At 50.6% G+C, this 15032-nt stretch carries 13 protein-coding genes; 6 read left to right on the plus strand and 7 right to left on the minus strand.

The genetic code is table 11. From position 1 onward, the window contains the following. Positions 1 to 169 precede the first annotated feature (169 nt). The 3 genes from MCJ35_RS27800 (at position 170) to MCJ35_RS27810 (ending at position 3232) form a co-directional block, all read left to right on the plus strand. The gene (locus MCJ35_RS27800) at positions 170 to 931 is read left to right on the plus strand and encodes an arginase family protein (protein WP_025484198.1); all 762 of its coding nucleotides are present in this window, start codon (positions 170 to 172) and stop codon (positions 929 to 931) included. A 248-nt stretch (positions 932 to 1179) separates the two neighbouring features. Next, positions 1180 to 1902: a gamma-glutamyl-gamma-aminobutyrate hydrolase family protein gene (locus tag MCJ35_RS27805; protein WP_240299725.1), complete on the plus strand. Its 723-nt coding sequence runs from the start codon at positions 1180 to 1182 to the stop codon at positions 1900 to 1902. 1 nt (position 1903) lies between these two features. Then, on the plus strand, positions 1904 to 3232 hold the full coding sequence (locus MCJ35_RS27810; protein ID WP_008724241.1) for an MATE family efflux transporter: 1329 nt from the start codon (positions 1904 to 1906) through the stop codon (positions 3230 to 3232). 72 nt (positions 3233 to 3304) lie between these two features. Here the strand turns inward: MCJ35_RS27810 and dcm are convergent, their stop codons facing one another. Beyond that, positions 3305 to 4567 carry a DNA (cytosine-5-)-methyltransferase gene (gene dcm, locus MCJ35_RS27815; RefSeq protein ID WP_227809075.1) on the minus strand — a complete coding sequence of 421 codons (1263 nt, stop codon included), beginning with the start codon at positions 4565 to 4567 and terminating at the stop codon, positions 3305 to 3307. 137 nt (positions 4568 to 4704) lie between these two features. Between dcm and MCJ35_RS27820 the strand changes: the two genes are divergently transcribed. After that, on the plus strand, positions 4705 to 5139 hold the full coding sequence (locus tag MCJ35_RS27820) for a very short patch repair endonuclease (RefSeq protein WP_034576988.1): 435 nt from the start codon (positions 4705 to 4707) through the stop codon (positions 5137 to 5139). Here the strand turns inward: MCJ35_RS27820 and rpiA are convergent. The 6 genes from rpiA to MCJ35_RS27850 all read right to left on the minus strand — a co-directional run bounded on the left by rpiA (position 5111) and on the right by MCJ35_RS27850 (position 13434). Further along, positions 5111 to 5899: a ribose-5-phosphate isomerase RpiA gene (rpiA, locus tag MCJ35_RS27825; RefSeq protein ID WP_025484197.1), complete on the minus strand. Its 789-nt coding sequence runs from the start codon at positions 5897 to 5899 to the stop codon at positions 5111 to 5113. The two genes, MCJ35_RS27820 and rpiA, sit on opposite strands and share 29 nt — an antisense overlap. A 46-nt stretch (positions 5900 to 5945) precedes the next feature. Then, positions 5946 to 7349 carry a glucose-6-phosphate dehydrogenase gene (gene zwf / locus MCJ35_RS27830; RefSeq protein ID WP_025484196.1) on the minus strand — a complete coding sequence of 468 codons (1404 nt, stop codon included), beginning with the start codon at positions 7347 to 7349 and terminating at the stop codon, positions 5946 to 5948. Then, the gene (gene gndA / locus MCJ35_RS27835) at positions 7339 to 8769 is read right to left on the minus strand and encodes an NADP-dependent phosphogluconate dehydrogenase (protein ID WP_025484195.1); all 1431 of its coding nucleotides are present in this window, start codon (positions 8767 to 8769) and stop codon (positions 7339 to 7341) included. Before gndA ends, zwf begins: the two co-directional genes overlap by 11 nt. Positions 8770 to 8803: 34 nt before the next feature. Beyond that, positions 8804 to 9793 carry a beta-propeller fold lactonase family protein gene (locus MCJ35_RS27840; RefSeq protein ID WP_025484194.1) on the minus strand — a complete coding sequence of 330 codons (990 nt, stop codon included), beginning with the start codon at positions 9791 to 9793 and terminating at the stop codon, positions 8804 to 8806. A gap of 802 nt (positions 9794 to 10595) precedes the next feature. Then, positions 10596 to 11801, minus strand: coding sequence for an IS256 family transposase (locus MCJ35_RS27845; RefSeq protein WP_240299775.1), 1206 nt, complete (start codon positions 11799 to 11801; stop codon positions 10596 to 10598). Positions 11802 to 11946: 145 nt separating this feature from the next. Next, positions 11947 to 13434 carry an aldehyde dehydrogenase family protein gene (locus tag MCJ35_RS27850; RefSeq protein ID WP_008724258.1) on the minus strand — a complete coding sequence of 496 codons (1488 nt, stop codon included), beginning with the start codon at positions 13432 to 13434 and terminating at the stop codon, positions 11947 to 11949. Between the two features lie 237 nt (positions 13435 to 13671). Here MCJ35_RS27850 and MCJ35_RS27855 point away from each other — a divergent pair, with 237 nt between their 5' ends. Beyond that, complete coding sequence (locus MCJ35_RS27855) at positions 13672 to 13854, plus strand: hypothetical protein (protein WP_025484192.1); 183 nt, start codon at positions 13672 to 13674, stop codon at positions 13852 to 13854. Positions 13855 to 14205: 351 nt separating this feature from the next. Further along, complete coding sequence (locus tag MCJ35_RS27860) at positions 14206 to 15000, plus strand: DeoR/GlpR family DNA-binding transcription regulator (protein ID WP_025484191.1); 795 nt, start codon at positions 14206 to 14208, stop codon at positions 14998 to 15000. The last annotated feature ends 32 nt before the right edge of the window (positions 15001 to 15032 follow it).

Below are 15032 nucleotides of genomic sequence, written 5' to 3' on the forward strand. Positions count from 1 at the left end.
CCCTCCTGTTCTCAATGGGATGCGTATTCCTTATTCCATCCGCTATAGTTTGATTTTACCACGTTCCTTTGATAATATGTATTATGAATGTATTGTAGCATATAAATTATATAAAATCAATAATAATTACTATTATTATAAAAAAGATTTACATAGGACGGGATTAGAGATGAAGGACAGCAGGATTCTGGTTATCATGAATTTTTCCGGCGTGTACGAAGCGGAAGGGTTCTATAAAGATTATGGACATGTGTGGGTGGACTGTAAGGAGATTGAGGGCACCAACTGCTACTGCGATGAGGAAGGGGAAAATGCAATCAGGGAAGCAATCAGGGAATTGGGGCCGGAGGGAATCCATTTCCTGGATTCCGGGAACTACCATTATGTAAGCAAGATATGGATGGAGAAGATAGAGGAGGAGTTTGAACTGCTGGTGCTGGACCATCATACGGACATGCAGCCCCCCATGTTCGGGGATATCCTGTCCTGCGGCAGTTGGATTAAGGACGCCCTGGACAGTAATCCCGCAATCCGGCATGTGTGGCTGGCAGGGCCTCCGGCAGACGCCGCGGATGAGATCCGGGCGGGGGAGTATGGGGGACGGGTTACGTGTGTGCCGGAAGAACTGACAGGGGACAGGGATGGCTGGCGGGAACGGCTGGGGGATTCCGGCCTTCCCCTGTACATTTCCGTGGACAAGGACATGCTGGGACCGGATCATGCCAGGACCAACTGGGACCAGGGCAGCGGGGACCTTCAGGCCGTGCTGGCCTGTATGGATGCGGCTGCTTCCTGCAGGCGCGTGATTGGAGTGGATGTGTGCGGGGAAAATCCTGAGGGCATGGAACGGGAAGAGGATGGCGCCGGGGATTGTTCCATCAATGACAGGACCAACGGGGAACTGGTGCATCGCTTATTCAACAAATATTAGCAAGGATTCTCCCATCCTCTAAGGTGGCGAGATGAATTGCCAAAAACAAACTTAACGGCAGTGGTGGGCGGAGAGTAATCGGTATCCCCCACTGCCATGAGGTCAACCACGCATCTACGTAGGATGCAGTCGCACTTCGACAATATACCGAGCGTGGATTGAAACAATCTACCATTTTATGGGAAATTGTGATATAGTGTCATAAAACAGTGTGGGGACACACCGGATATGAAAGCGAGGGCATATGTATGAAACCAGTAATCGGGGTCATGCCTCTGTTTGATGAGGAAAAAGACAGCATCTGGATGGTGCCGGGATATATGGAAGGAATACGCAGGGCGGGAGGAATCCCTCTCATGGTCCCGCTCTGGTGCGAAGGGGAGGATTTGGGGCAGATAAATGATATCTGCGCCGGGTACCTGTTTACAGGGGGCCACGATGTGGACCCGCACCTGTATGGGGAGGAACCGGACGCGCTTTGCGGCCGGATAAACAAAGCCAGGGATGAACTGGAAAAACGGGTATTTGACATGGCATGGGAGACGGATAAGGCCGTATTCGGCATCTGCCGGGGACTGCAGATCATGAATGTGTTCCTGGGCGGTACCCTGTACCAGGACCTGCCCACCCAATACGTGTGTGCCCGTGCCGGGAATGCAGGCATGGTTGACCATCATATGTGCGCGCCCTATGACAGGGCATGCCACCAGGTGGACATCCTCCCGGACACACCCCTGCGCCGGGTCCTTGGCAGGACGGAGATGGGGGTCAACAGCTATCACCATCAGGGAATCAAGGCGCTGGCCCCGGGGCTTAGGGCAATGGCAGCGGCAGAGGACGGGCTGGTTGAAGGCGTCTATGCGCCGGATAAAAGATTCATACAGGCGGTCCAGTGGCATCCGGAGTTCATGGGGGCCGGGGACGCGGACGCCGCTAAAATATTCGAAGGGTTCATAAAAGGGTGCAGTTAAGATGCAGAGGGATTTGACACAGGGAAGTATAACAGGAACCATGCTGAGGTTCGCATTGCCCATGATCCTGGGCAATCTGCTGCAGCAGTTTTACAATATAGCGGATACCCTGATTGTTGGGAGGTATCTGGGGGCCAATGCCCTGGCCGCGGTGGGCGCCGCCTATGCGCTGATGTCATTTCTCACATCCATCCTTCTGGGGCTGTGCATGGGGAGCGGAGCCGTGTTCTCGCTCCGGTATGGTGAGAAGAATGAAAAGGTGCTGAAGAAAAGCATATTCGTATCTTTTGTGATGATTGCGGCAGTGGCGCTGGCGGTCAATGGCGTGGTATTCCTGTTCATCGACCCCATCATGGGCCTGCTGTGCGTGCCGGCTGAGATATACTCCATGATGAGGGAATATCTGTGGATGATATTCTGGGGAATCATCGCCGTTTTCCTCTACAACTTTTTTGCCTCGCTGCTGCGCTCCGTGGGCAATTCCTTTGTGCCCTTGCTGTTCCTGGGGATTGCCGCTGTCTTAAACGTGGTGCTGGACCTGGTCTTTGTGCTGGTGCTCCACTGGGGCGTTGCCGGGGCGGCTGGGGCAACCGTCATTGCCCAGTATGTATCGGGAATCGGAATTGCCGTCTATACATATGTGAAAATGCCGGAGTTCCGGGTGGCAGGAAGCGATATGGGAATGGACAGGGACGTGCTTCGGGAAATATCCCAGTTCTCAGTCCTGACCTGTGCCCAGCAGTCGGTCATGAACTTCGGCATCCTGATGGTCCAGGGCCTGGTGAACAGCTTTGGCACCGTGGTCATGGCTGCATTTGCGGCCGCGGTGAAGATTGATTCCTTTGCATATATGCCGGTGCAGGATTTTGGCAATGCGTTTTCCACCTTCATTGCACAGAATTACGGCGCAGGGAAAAAGGACAGGATCAGGGCAGGGATTAAAAGCGCGGTCATGGTTTCCGTTGCATTCTGTATCGTGATATCCCTGGTGGTATGGATATTTGCAGAAAAACTGATGCTCATATTTGTACAGCCCCAGGAGACCGGCATACTGGCAGTGGGCGTACAGTATCTGCGGATAGAGGGCGCCTTTTACTGCGGAATCGGGTGCCTGTTCCTGCTGTACGGACTGTACAGGGCTGTGAGGAAGCCTGGGATGTCGGTGGTGCTCACCGTGATTTCACTGGGAACCAGGGTGGCGCTGGCCTATGTGCTTTCTGCCATTCCGGCCATCGGCGTGGCCGGGATTTGGGCCGCGGTGCCCATTGGATGGGTGCTGGCGGACCTGGTTGGATTTCTGTATTATGGAAAGGTCCGGCGGGAGATGTAGGATAAGCATGGGCCGGCGGGACATGGTTCAGACAAATAAAACATGGCGGGATATAAGACAAAGAGGCGGAATCTATGGTTCCGCCTCTATGATTTTGTTTAACACGGTACCCATCCGTTCAATCATGGGAACCACCAGGGCATTGCCCATACAGAAATACCGGAACTTTTCCGGCATGCCGGTATTGGTCCATTCATCATCAAACCCCTGCAGCCGTTCGGCTTCAACCGGGGTAAGCAGCCGCAGCCTTCCGGTCACCGGATCGGCTATGACATGTGTGCTGCGGTTTAAGGATGACTCAGAGGTCAGCATGGTGCGTGAAGGCCGGTCAAGGGGGTCCGGGAATGCAATGGGGCCTTCAGAGAATACATAGGCATGCCCGGATTTGGAGACCCGGTCGATTCTCTTGGCGCCTTTTAAGTACACCCATTTCCCCATGGACTCATCACTGATATAGTAACGCTGGTCCGCATCCTGTACCGCAATCTGCCTTAGCGGGGTGGGAGGCTCATGAACCGGGACCGTGCTGCAGGTATGGATGATTCCGTTCATCATGAAACCTGAGTTTTCAAAGGGAAATGCAAACTGCCGGGATATGTCCAGCAGGTCATTGTTGCCGTCCTCATCGCCCGTGGTCAGAAGGGTCTGGGGATCCACATTGCTTAAATCATGGAAGGGAATACGTTCCGTCCTAAGGCTTCCGTCTATGGTGCAGGGAAATGCATGTGCGAAGAATCCGTCTTGCAGCAACAGGTCCTCAGCCGTGCAAAGCCCCATGGCTGCCCCATGGCGCGTCCTGTTATTGCATGCAAATATGAAGATCCGTCTGCGCCTTTGGGCAGCGCCGTAATCCGCCGCATTGACAACCCTCCACTCAACGCTGTATCCTAACTGTGCAAAGCAGGTCAGCATGACGCCGAAATCCCGGCCCCGCTGGGAGGCAGGACTCTTTAAAAGACGGTCAACATTCTCAAGCAGTACAAAGGGAGGACGCTTTGCAATCAGCGTATCCCTGATGGACCACCATAACGCCCCCTTTTCCCCCTCGATGCCCTTGGATGATTTGGATGCGGCCACGCTGTAATTCTGGCAGGGGAAACCGCCCACTAAAAGCGTATGGTCCGGTATGGCTGTCTTATCAACGGATGCGATATCCTGTCCGGTCCTTTCATCTATATCGCCCCAGTGTTTCACATAACAGTCATGTGCCCATTGTTTTTTCCTGCCAGGTTCCCATTGGGAAAACCATACGGTTTCCCACTGAGGGGAGGAGTGCTGCAGCCCCAACCGGAATCCGCCTACTCCGGCAAATAATTCACAGACCGTTTTTTGCATTGTAATTGCTCCTTATCTCGTAATGTTATGATTATAACACATTGCGGGAATTAGATCAAGACAAACTTTTGAAACTCCCTTTTATCTTTCAACCGGTATATGGTACAATGGAACCAAATAGTAAAATGGGTGATGTTATGGATGAAGGTGTGAAGCGGAAACAGCGTCATGATAATATGAGCCACATAAGGGGAAAGGATACAAGCATTGAGATAAAGCTCCGGAAGGCATTGTGGGAAAAGGGATACCGTTACAGGAAGAATTATAAGAAACTGCCCGGCTCCCCGGATATTGCCATCACAAAATACAAGCTGGCCATATTCTGCGACAGCGAGTTTTTCCATGGGAAGGACTGGGATATCCTTAAGCCAAGGCTGTCAAGGGGAAGCAACCCGGATTTCTGGATTAAGAAAATCGAGCGGAATAAGCAGCGGGATGACGAGAACGACAAGAAGCTGCTGTTCTTAGGGTGGACGGTCATACACTTCTGGGGCAAGGACATCCTCAAACGGACCGATGAATGTGTGAGGGTGATTGAAGAGACTATTTTTGACATGAAGATATCTGAATGAGAGGTGAAGGGATACTATGGTTTCCAGAGGATTTTACAATCACCCCGTCCTCTGTCCCAATAATGATTTTTTCACAGATATTACCAAATACCCCAGTCTCCACCACTCCGGTCAAAGCTTTAAGCCTTCCAGCCATCAGACGGTAGTCCACGCCTTCCTTCCCCTGTAAATCCAGGATATGATTCCCGTTATCGGTAAGAAATACGCTGGCTCCTGAATCATCCCTGTCCGGGTTATTCCCGTCCAGGCCATCCCCGTTCCGGCGCAGCCTGGATATAAAACCCATGGCCCGTACCTGTTCCTCCACAAATCCCGTTGCAAAGGGCACCACCTCCACTGGCAGCGTAAGTCCGTTCAGCGTTGGAACCAGCTTGCTTTGGTCCATGATCCAGATAACCCGCATGGCTTTTGAGGCAATCACCTTTTCCCTGAACAGCGCGCCGCCACCGCCCTTGATGGAATAGAAGTCCGGGTCAATGGCGTCCACTCCGTCAATGGCAAGGTGGATCTGTTCCGCCTGATGGAGCGGGATAAGGGGGATGCCGTAATGGGCAGCCAGTCCCTCTGTCCTGGCAGAGGTGGCGGCGGCATGGATATGAAGGCCGCCGCGGATGCGTTCGGCCAGTTTAAGAATGAGGTAATACACGGTGGAGCCGGTGCCCAATCCCAATACCATATTGTCCTGTATCTCACTGGCTGCTTTTAATGCTGCCAGCTTTTTTTGTTCCTCGGTTCCATGATATCCATTTTCGTTGTTCATCCTGCTTCCTCCATCATCCCGTTAACATCCCGCAATACCCGGTTCCTCACCCCTGATTAAGCCACTGATGTCCGTGCTTTTCCAGCAGCCGGTCAGACGCATCCGGTCCCGGTGTCCCCGGGGTATAGGGGTAAACGGGCAGGGCCTTATGGGAATAAAGCTCCTTCAGGCGGCTGATGTAATTCCAGCAGCGTTCAATCTGGTCCCACTGGGAGAACCAGGAGCGCTCCCCTTCCATGCACGCGGTGATAAGGCGTTCATATGCCTCGGGCGTGTTAAGCTGGTGGACCAGGTTGCAGTTCTGGCAGAAATCCATTTTCGTGGGGATGATATCGTCCGTATCACCGGGGCGCTTAATGTTAAACTGAAGGTATACGCCTTCGGTGGGCTGTATCTTGATAATCAGTACATTGGGTTCTACTCCGGAATAGGGCCTCCGGAAGATGACCGACAGTTCGATTTCCCTTGTCCCGGTCTTTTTTCCTGTACGGATGTAAAATGGCGTTCCCTTCCAGCGTTTATTGTCAATGAAGAGCTGGAGCGCTGCAAATGTCTCGGTCTGGGACCTGGGGTTGACAAGGGGTTCCTTCTGATAGCCCTCATACTGTCCCAACACAAGCATATCCTGAATGGATGCCTCATCTGCCTGGCGCAGGGAGTCAAATACATCCAACTGGGCATCATGGAGGCCCTTTGGGGTCATTTCCTTTGGCTCCTCCATGGCCATGATGGACAGTATCTGAAGCAGGTGGTTCTGGACCATATCCTTAAGGGCGCCGCTGGCATCGTAGTATCCGCCCCTTGTCTCCACGCCCATATCCTCCAGCGCTGAAATCTGCACGGATTCAATATACCGGGAGTTCCAGACATCGGTAAAGATGGGGTTGGCAAACCGGATGGCCTGTATGTTGCGGACCATTTCCTTGCCCAGATAATGGTCGATGCGGTATATCCGTTCCGCACCGAAGTGGGCTTCCAGTTCTTTGTTAAGTACGGTGGCGGAAGCCAGGTTTTCGCCAAAGGGCTTTTCCAGGATGACCTTGCCTTCCTCAGACCCGCCCACCATTTTAAGGCCCTTTGTGATGACGCTGAAAAACCGGGGGGCCACTGCAAAGTAAAACAGGTGGGAGCGTATCTCATTCTGCCTGTAGTACCTGTCCAGGGCTTCGTACTCGCCCAGCTCTGAGAAATTCATCCGGTAGTAATATATTTTTTCTGAAAAATGTCCATAGCTTTCTGCCTGGAAGGGAAGCCGGGAGTTTTTCTCCACCCATTCCCTGGCAGCCTGGCGGTAGCTGTCATTATCAAAATCCCTGCGTCCGATAATCACGATCCGGCTGTTTCCGGGCAGCTTCCCGGTGAGGTCCATGGTATACAGGGCGGGGAGGAGCTTACGGAATGTAAGGTCCCCGGTGCCGCCGAATATGGTAAGATTGGTGTCAATTATCATTTGATTTCCTCCATTCATGATGGAATGTGCCTTCCCGGTCCGTTCTTTCATAGGTGTGGGCGCCGAAGCAGTCGCGCTGTGCCTGAATCAGGTTGGCTCCCACGGCCTTTCCGCGGAATTCATCCAGATAGGAGATGGCATTGCAGAGCGCCGGGATGGGCAGCCCGTTCATGACTCCGGTGGATACGGCCTTTCTGAGGCTGTCCTGGTGTTCGTTGATCCTGGACAGGAAGAAACGGTCAAATATAAGGTTTTCAGGTTTCCCGCCATCCCCGGACCCGCTTTCAAACGCCTTGGTGATGTCATTGAGGAACACGGCCTGGATGATGCAGCCGGCCCGGAATATGGATGCAATCCTGCCAAGGTCCAGGTTCCATCCGTACTGTTCAGACGCATCCTGCATCAGTGAGAATCCCTGGGCATAGGCAATGATTTTCCCTGTATACAGGGCCTCCCTGACCATGGCGGCAAATTGTTCCTTATCCGTGACCGGGTTGAACGCAGGGGCGTTAACCAGCCCGGAAGCCTTTTTCCTGGCCTCCAGATGATTGGACATAATCCGGGCGCTGCATGCGGAAGTAATCATGGAAATGTCCACGCCCTGCTTCAGTGCTTCTATGCTGGCCCATCTTCCGGTGCCTTTCTGTTTGGCGCTGTCCAGTATATAGTCAATCAGTTCCCCGTCCGTCAGGTCATCTGCTTCACGGAATATATCAGCCGTAATGCCGATCAGGTAGCTGTGCAGTTCCCCCTGGTTCCAGGAATGGAAGATGTCGGCCAGCTCCCTGTTGGAAAATCCTCCCACGTATTTTAAGAGAAGATAGGACTCGGCAATCAGCTGCATGTCGGCGTATTCAATGCCGTTGTGGACCATTTTCACATAATGTCCAGCGCCCTCGGGGCCGATATAGGTGCAGCACGGCTCATCCATTGCTTTGGCGGCAATGGCCTTAAGGATAGGGCGTACCGACTCATAGGCGTCCCTGTTGCCCCCCGGCATGATGGACGGGCCGAAACGGGCGCCTTCCTCCCCGCCGGAAATACCTACGCCCAGGTAGTGTATACCCTGTTCTTCCAGCATTTTCGCGCGCCTTCTTGTGTCCTCGTAGAAGGAATTGCCGCCGTCCAGGATGATATCCCCCTGCCCTAAAAGGGGAATCAGCTGTTCAATCACCGCGTCCACGGGTTTTCCGGCCTGTATCATCAGCATGACCTTCCTGGGCCGGGAGAGGGATGCAATCAGTCCGCCCAGGTCATGGAATGGAATCAGGTTCTGGTGGGGATGTTCCTTCATCACCTGGTCGGTGACCGACGCGCTGCGGTTGTAACCTCCTACTTTAAATCCATGGTCCGCCATATTAAGGGCAAGGCTGCGTCCCATGACGGACAGGCCCACAATTCCTATATCAAGTTTTGTCATAGTATTAAATCCTCCTTGTTCAATGTCTGGTTAGTTACAATATGACGGCTACTGCTTCAGCCGCAGGAACCTGGGAACACGGTCCGTCCAGGCATCCGGTTTCCGGGTTGATCCTGAAGCTTACAAGGCCGCCTTCTGTCCGGTTGACGGCCAGCAGGTACTGTCCGTCCGGTGTAAGGGTGAAATCACGGGGATGGACCCCGCCGCTGCCGGTCTGCTGAACCAGCTTCAACTGACAGCCGTCTATATAAAACACGCTTATGATATCGGCAAAGCGCGTGGAGACATAGAGGAAACGTCCATCCGGGGACAGCCGTATGGCTGCCGAGGCCGGCGGTTCCTTATATTTTGCATCCCCGGGCAGAAGCGGATAAACATGCTCCAGGGTGATTGCGGGGCCGGACGGCGTATCCGCGGCCAGGGAATATACAAACAGCTGGTTGCTCAGTTCGCTGACCAGGAACAGCCTTTTGTGGTCCTTATCAAATATTCCGTGGCGGGGACCGGTGCCTTCCTCAAACCTTAACTCCCCAGCCGGTGCGAAATCCCTGCTGCAGTCATATATCTTGACCGTGTCAAGGAGCAGGCAGGGAACCAGCATATAGTGATTGTGGAATAAAATCTGATGGCAGCCCGCCTTTGGGGCTATATCAATCCTCTTTGCCAGAGTCAGGCTGTCAGAGGATTTCCTATAAACCAGGATGCAGCCTTCGTGGTAATTGGCGGTGTATATACAGGCGTCGTCCTGGGTTACATAGCAGGCCGGGGCTGTTTCGTAAAATGCTTCTCCTGCAAGGCTGGCACCGCCGCCGGCCGTATCAAGGAGACAGATTCCTGCCTGGCCGTCCCGCTTCCTGGGAGCTGCTAAAAGCGTACCGTGCAGGGACAGGTATTTGCAGTCCAAAGCGCCATAGTATAGTTCCGGCTTAGACAGGTTTCCATTATCCAGGTCCATGGTAAAACGGTAAATGCCAAGACTTTCAGGCGAGGCATATGTCCCGATATATCCGGTAAGTGTGTTCATGGTTAATTCCTTTCTATGATAAAAATGTAACAAGATATGATACAGTTTCCTTATCTGTAATTATATGAGTTACAGTATTCCATGTCAAGCGTTATTTAAATATCATTTTTAATTTTCGATATCATATTGGAGTGTGCATTAAAAATGAATTTGATTCTTGCTTTCAATGCCGCTCTGAATGTCGCTCTGAATGTCGCTTTGAATATTGCTTTCAATGCCGCTTTCAATGCCGCTTTGAATATTGCTTTTAGAATCACTTTTAATATTATTTTCAATATTGCTTACTTTGGTACTTTTTATTAGGATATACATTATTTTTTAAATAATGCGGTGTGGGATTTATCATTGAGGCGGCGGGATTTATCATTGGAGTGGAAGGGATGTTGGAAGTGGTGTGATGGAGAGGAAAGAGGTGGAAGAAGAGGTAAGTGGTGGAAGATGGGGAAAGTGGTGGAAGAAAAGGGAAGAGAAGGAAGAAGAGGCAAGTGATGGAAGGAGAGGGGATGGGTAGAAGGAAAGGGAAGAGGTGAAAGGAGAGGGAACCGCTGGAAGGAGAAGGAGCGGTGGAAGGAGAGATTGATGATACAGGGATTTAAACAGACACAATAAAAAACCAGGGAATCCCCCGTGATTTATAGAGACCGTTTCAAATTTTGTGTAAACTCAAAAAACTGATACAAGATATGTCATTGGTTACCAAAGGGCAAAGCCGTTTTTTCGGGCCTTGCCCTTTCTCTGTATTATAATGCTGTTTTTGGGCATGTCAAGAAAAACTGATTTGGCAGCCCGCTTCTGCTTATAATCAGGATAAACGCTCCTCGAAATATATCTCCAGCTGGGAGTGGATCTGGCCCCAGTCCTGGCGGTGCCCGGTCCATTTCTTCGTGATGTCCATCATCGCCAGATATAGCATTTTTAACAGGCTGTCATCAGAAGGAAATACCGTCTTTGACTTTGTCACTTTCCGTAGCTGGCGATTGAACCCCTCTATCGTATTTGTCGTGTATATCAGGCGTCTCACCGCTTCTGGATATTTGAAGTATGTTGACAGATTTGCCCAATTCTCTCTCCAGGATTTCGATATCTTGGGGTACTTACCATCCCATTTCTCACTGAAATCTTCTAGGGCACCCAAGGCTGCATCCTCTGTCGGTGCAGTATATACCCGCTTTAAATCAGCCATTAGCGGCTTGATTTCTTTGTAGGATACGAATTTCGTTGTATTCCGGATCTGATGGATAATGCACTGCTGAATCTCTGTCTGGGGGTATACCGCTTCGATTGCCTGGGGGAATCCCGTCAGGCCGTCCACACATGCAATCAAGATATCATTTACTCCGCGGTTTTTCAATCCGTTTAGGATGGACAGCCAGAACTTTGCACTTTCATTTTGCCCCACATACATCCCCAGAACATCCTTCCTTCCATCCATGCCAATCCCTATGGCGATGTATACCGCCTGCTTTGCAATGCGTCCTTCGTTGCGTACATGGTAATGGATTGCATCCAGAAATACAACAGCGTATATCTCATCCAGAGGGCGTTCCTGCCACTCTTTTACGATGGGGAGTATCTTGTCTGTGATACGGCTTATGGTGCTGTCGGAAATGTCAATCCCGTAGAGTTCCCTCATGTGGCTCTCGATGTCATTCGTAGTCATCCCTTTTGCGTACATGGAGATGATCTTTTCCTCCATGTCCTGAGTGACCGTGTTTTGATATTTCTTGATGACCTGCGGTTCAAACTCCCCGGCTCTGTCTCTGGGGATATCAAGCCCCATATCGCCGTAGCTGGTATGCAGGGTCTTTTGGGAATGTCCGTTGCGGCTGTTGGCCGTATCCTTGTTGTGGTAATCGTATTTGGAATAGCCCAGTTCCTCGTCCAGCTCCTCGTCCAGAGCACCCTCCAGAATGACCGACATCATGTCCCTCATGATTGCATTCACATCGGTACCGTCTTTGATTTTCACATCATTCTGTTTTAAGTAGCCCTTCATGAGTTCCCGCATAGCAGCTTTCTGTGGTGTGTCGTTTTTTCTTGCCATAATAAAACCTCCAAACTGTGTGATTTTATCTTACATCAGTTTGGAGGTTTACACAATCTTTGGGATGGTCCCGATTTATACTATGGGGATTCCCTGGCTGCATCCAATCCTACTTGGCAGGATAGAACCCGCTTGGGGATTCAGAAAGGTTAATCATGATATTCTTCATCTGCGTATAGTGTTCCAGGATTACCTTATGGGTTTCACGTCCAATGCCGGACTCCTTGTAGCCGCCAAAGGGTGAGCCTTCCGGTATCTGGTTGTATGTATTAACCCACATACGCCCTGTCTCAATGCCGCGGGATACGCGGATTGCCCGGTTGATGTCCCGGGTCCATACGGCGCCGCCAAGGCCGTAAGCATTATCATTGGCCATGCGGATGACTTCGTCCTCATCCTTAAACCTGATGATGCAGGCAACCGGGCCAAAGATTTCCTCCTGCGCCACGCGCATGTCATTGGTCACATCAGCCAGCAGGGTTGGGCGCATGAAGCAGCCCTTGGCCAATTCGCCTTCCGTCACACGTTCGCCGCCGCAGATTACCCGGGCGCCTTCCTGTTTGCCGATTTCCACATAACTCAGTATCTTTTCCAGCTGGCGTTCATTAATCTGGCTGCCCATCTGGGTTTCAGGATCCCATGACACGCCGACTTTGACATTGTTAAATGCCTTTACCGCGTCTTCCAGGAATTTATCATAAATATCCTCATGTACAAATACACGGGAACCGGCGCAGCACACCTGGCCCTGGTTGAACAGGATGCCTAACTGCAGGCCGTCAATGGCCTGTTCCCAGTTGCAGTCCGGGAAGAAGATGTTGGCAGACTTGCCGCCGAGTTCCAGTGTGGCGGGAATCAACCGGTCCGCTGCTGCCAGCGCCACCTGCCGGCCAACCTCGGTAGAGCCGGTAAATGCCAGTTTGCGGAATCCTTTGTGTTCCAGCATATACTGCCCCGACTTGGAGCCGGAACCTGTGATTACATTGAATACTCCTTTTGGAACCACATCCTGAATAAGACGCGCAAATTCAAGCACGGAAAGGGATGTGTCGCTGGACGGTTTAAATACGGTACAGCATCCCGCTGCCAGCACCGGCGCCAGCTTCCAGGCAGCCATCAGGAACGGGAAGTTCCACGGTACGATTTGTCCCACAACGCCGATCGGTTCACGCAGGATAAGGGACAGGAACTGCTCATCCAGCACATTGGCGCTGCCTTCCTCCGCCAGGATGCAGCCTGCAAAATAGCGGAAATGCTTTGCGCTTAAAGGAATGTCGATTGCCATGGTCTCCCGGATTGGTTTGCCGTTGTCCAGGGACTCTACCATGGCCAGGTGCTCTGTATTATCATCTATGATGTCAGCGATTTTGTTGAGGATTCCTGCCCGCTCACTGGCAGGAACCTTTTTCCAGGTTTCAAAAGCCTTCCATGCGGCCTTCACTGCGTCATCCACATCTTCCTTGGTTGCCTGTGCACATTCAGCTAATTGTTCTCCGCTGGCAGGGCATCTGGTTGTGAAGAAAGCCTTGTCAGAGGCATCGCGCCACTGGCCGTCAATATAAAGCTGATACCGTTCCTGAAGTTCTGGTTTGTTCATTTAATCCCTCCTGTTTGTGATTGGTTGTTTATACGTGCCCGCGTATGAGTCTCCCTGAGACCCTGATTACTCATTTATTTAACCATAACATTTTGTGAGATAAAAAGCAATATTTGTTAAAATAATCTCATAATAGTTTATAATTTAACGTAATATTCAGTGATTTATGATTGAAGTGTCAATAAATTCAGGTTATAATTAGATAAGGTAAAATAATGATAAAGGAGGATTGCAGGAATGGCTCAGGAGGACTCTGAAAAAATATGTTTCCAATATATCTGCCCCAGATACCCACGATGCGCCCGCGCCCGGGGCAAGGGGTGCTGTATTGAAGGCCCGGAGGATGGGACGCTTCTGGTTGGGAAGGAGGAGTGCGGGGCGGAGAATGGGTTTTTGTTGTTTGTGGAGGAGGGAGGATGATAGGTATTTGAACCGGGTATAAGTATCTGACGAGGGACATTGGGAGACGGATGTCCCTTTTTGAATGCCTATGTTTAAAGCAACACCGCAAGATATAAATTGAATCTGGCGGGGCGCCATGGTAGAATATCATAAAAGGGTTGGTGCAGGTGGATTTTCAACATTCTATTCCACAAAAAGCGGATTTATATTTGAAATGTGCAACATTTTATTAACTAAAATCATTAAAAAGTGCAATAAATCGGGAATCAAACTTAATAAAATTAGTTTTTAAAAAACTTTTGTGGAAAACTAAGTTGTAAAAAATGTGGAATTTGGTGAAAAACCAAATGGCAGGGGGAAGATTGACCTATGTATAATAAACGTCAGAAAGAAATTATCCGTTTTTTGTCCGAAGCCAAGTTTGCTAAGATGGAACAGCTGGCAGAACAGTTCCAGGTCAGTTTAGAAACCATACGCAGGGATTTGCTGGAATTGGAAAAAGATTCTTCTATTAAAAGAGTCAGGGGCGGGGCCGTATACAATAACCTGCGTGCCAAAGAAATGGAATATGAAAAAAAGATGGAGAATAACCAGGTTGAAAAGCATGCCATTGCCAAACTGGCGGCTGAGTATATCAATGACGGGGATGCCATTGCCATGAATAATGGGACTGCTAACCTGGAATTGGCCAGATGTCTGCTGGAGACAAAGGAACGTCTGACGGTTGTCACTAATTCCCCGGACATTGCCATGGTACTGATTGGCAATGAAAGTAACAGCGTTTACCTGACGGCAGGCCGTCTCCGCAGGCATAATAAAAGTCTGATTGGAAGCATGTGCAGCCAGAGCCTGGAGGATTTCAGGGTTGATAAGACCATATTGTGCATTGACGGCATTTCCATTGAGGATGGGATTACGGAATACAATACAGAAGAAGCCGCCATATTAAGGAAAATGCTTCAGATTGGCCGTACCAGGATGATTTTATGCGAGTTCAGCAAATTCAGCGAGGTTGCGTTTAACAAGGTGTGTTCCGCGGCGCAGATTGATTATGTGTTTACAGACTGGAATATATCTTATAAAGAAGTAAAAGCCTGGAGTGATATCAATGTGCGGGTGTTGACTGCGGACAGGAAATATATGGAAAATAATAAGTTGGAGTAAATGTGGAAAAACCGTGGAAATGCTTGTAAAAC

This window comes from Enterocloster sp. OA13, from assembly GCF_022440595.1.
Lineage (GTDB): Bacteria > Bacillota > Clostridia > Lachnospirales > Lachnospiraceae > Enterocloster > Enterocloster hominis.

Coding starts and splice junctions, on each gene's coding strand:
- MCJ35_RS27810 (WP_008724241.1), top strand. CDS start 1,904: ATGCAGAGGGATTTGACACAGGGAAGTATAACAGGAACCATGCTGAGG.
- MCJ35_RS27850 (WP_008724258.1), bottom strand. CDS start 13,434: ATGAACAAACCAGAACTTCAGGAACGGTATCAGCTTTATATTGACGGC.
- MCJ35_RS27845 (WP_240299775.1), bottom strand. CDS start 11,801: ATGCGGGAACTCATGAAGGGCTACTTAAAACAGAATGATGTGAAAATC.
- MCJ35_RS27840 (WP_025484194.1), bottom strand. CDS start 9,793: ATGAACACACTTACCGGATATATCGGGACATATGCCTCGCCTGAAAGT.
- zwf (WP_025484196.1), bottom strand. CDS start 7,349: ATGATAATTGACACCAATCTTACCATATTCGGCGGCACCGGGGACCTT.
- dcm (WP_227809075.1), bottom strand. CDS start 4,567: ATGCAAAAAACGGTCTGTGAATTATTTGCCGGAGTAGGCGGATTCCGG.
- MCJ35_RS27860 (WP_025484191.1), top strand. CDS start 14,206: ATGTATAATAAACGTCAGAAAGAAATTATCCGTTTTTTGTCCGAAGCC.
- MCJ35_RS27820 (WP_034576988.1), top strand. CDS start 4,705: ATGGATGAAGGTGTGAAGCGGAAACAGCGTCATGATAATATGAGCCAC.
- MCJ35_RS27855 (WP_025484192.1), top strand. CDS start 13,672: ATGGCTCAGGAGGACTCTGAAAAAATATGTTTCCAATATATCTGCCCC.
- rpiA (WP_025484197.1), bottom strand. CDS start 5,899: ATGAACAACGAAAATGGATATCATGGAACCGAGGAACAAAAAAAGCTG.
- MCJ35_RS27800 (WP_025484198.1), top strand. CDS start 170: ATGAAGGACAGCAGGATTCTGGTTATCATGAATTTTTCCGGCGTGTAC.
- gndA (WP_025484195.1), bottom strand. CDS start 8,769: ATGACAAAACTTGATATAGGAATTGTGGGCCTGTCCGTCATGGGACGC.
- MCJ35_RS27805 (WP_240299725.1), top strand. CDS start 1,180: ATGAAACCAGTAATCGGGGTCATGCCTCTGTTTGATGAGGAAAAAGAC.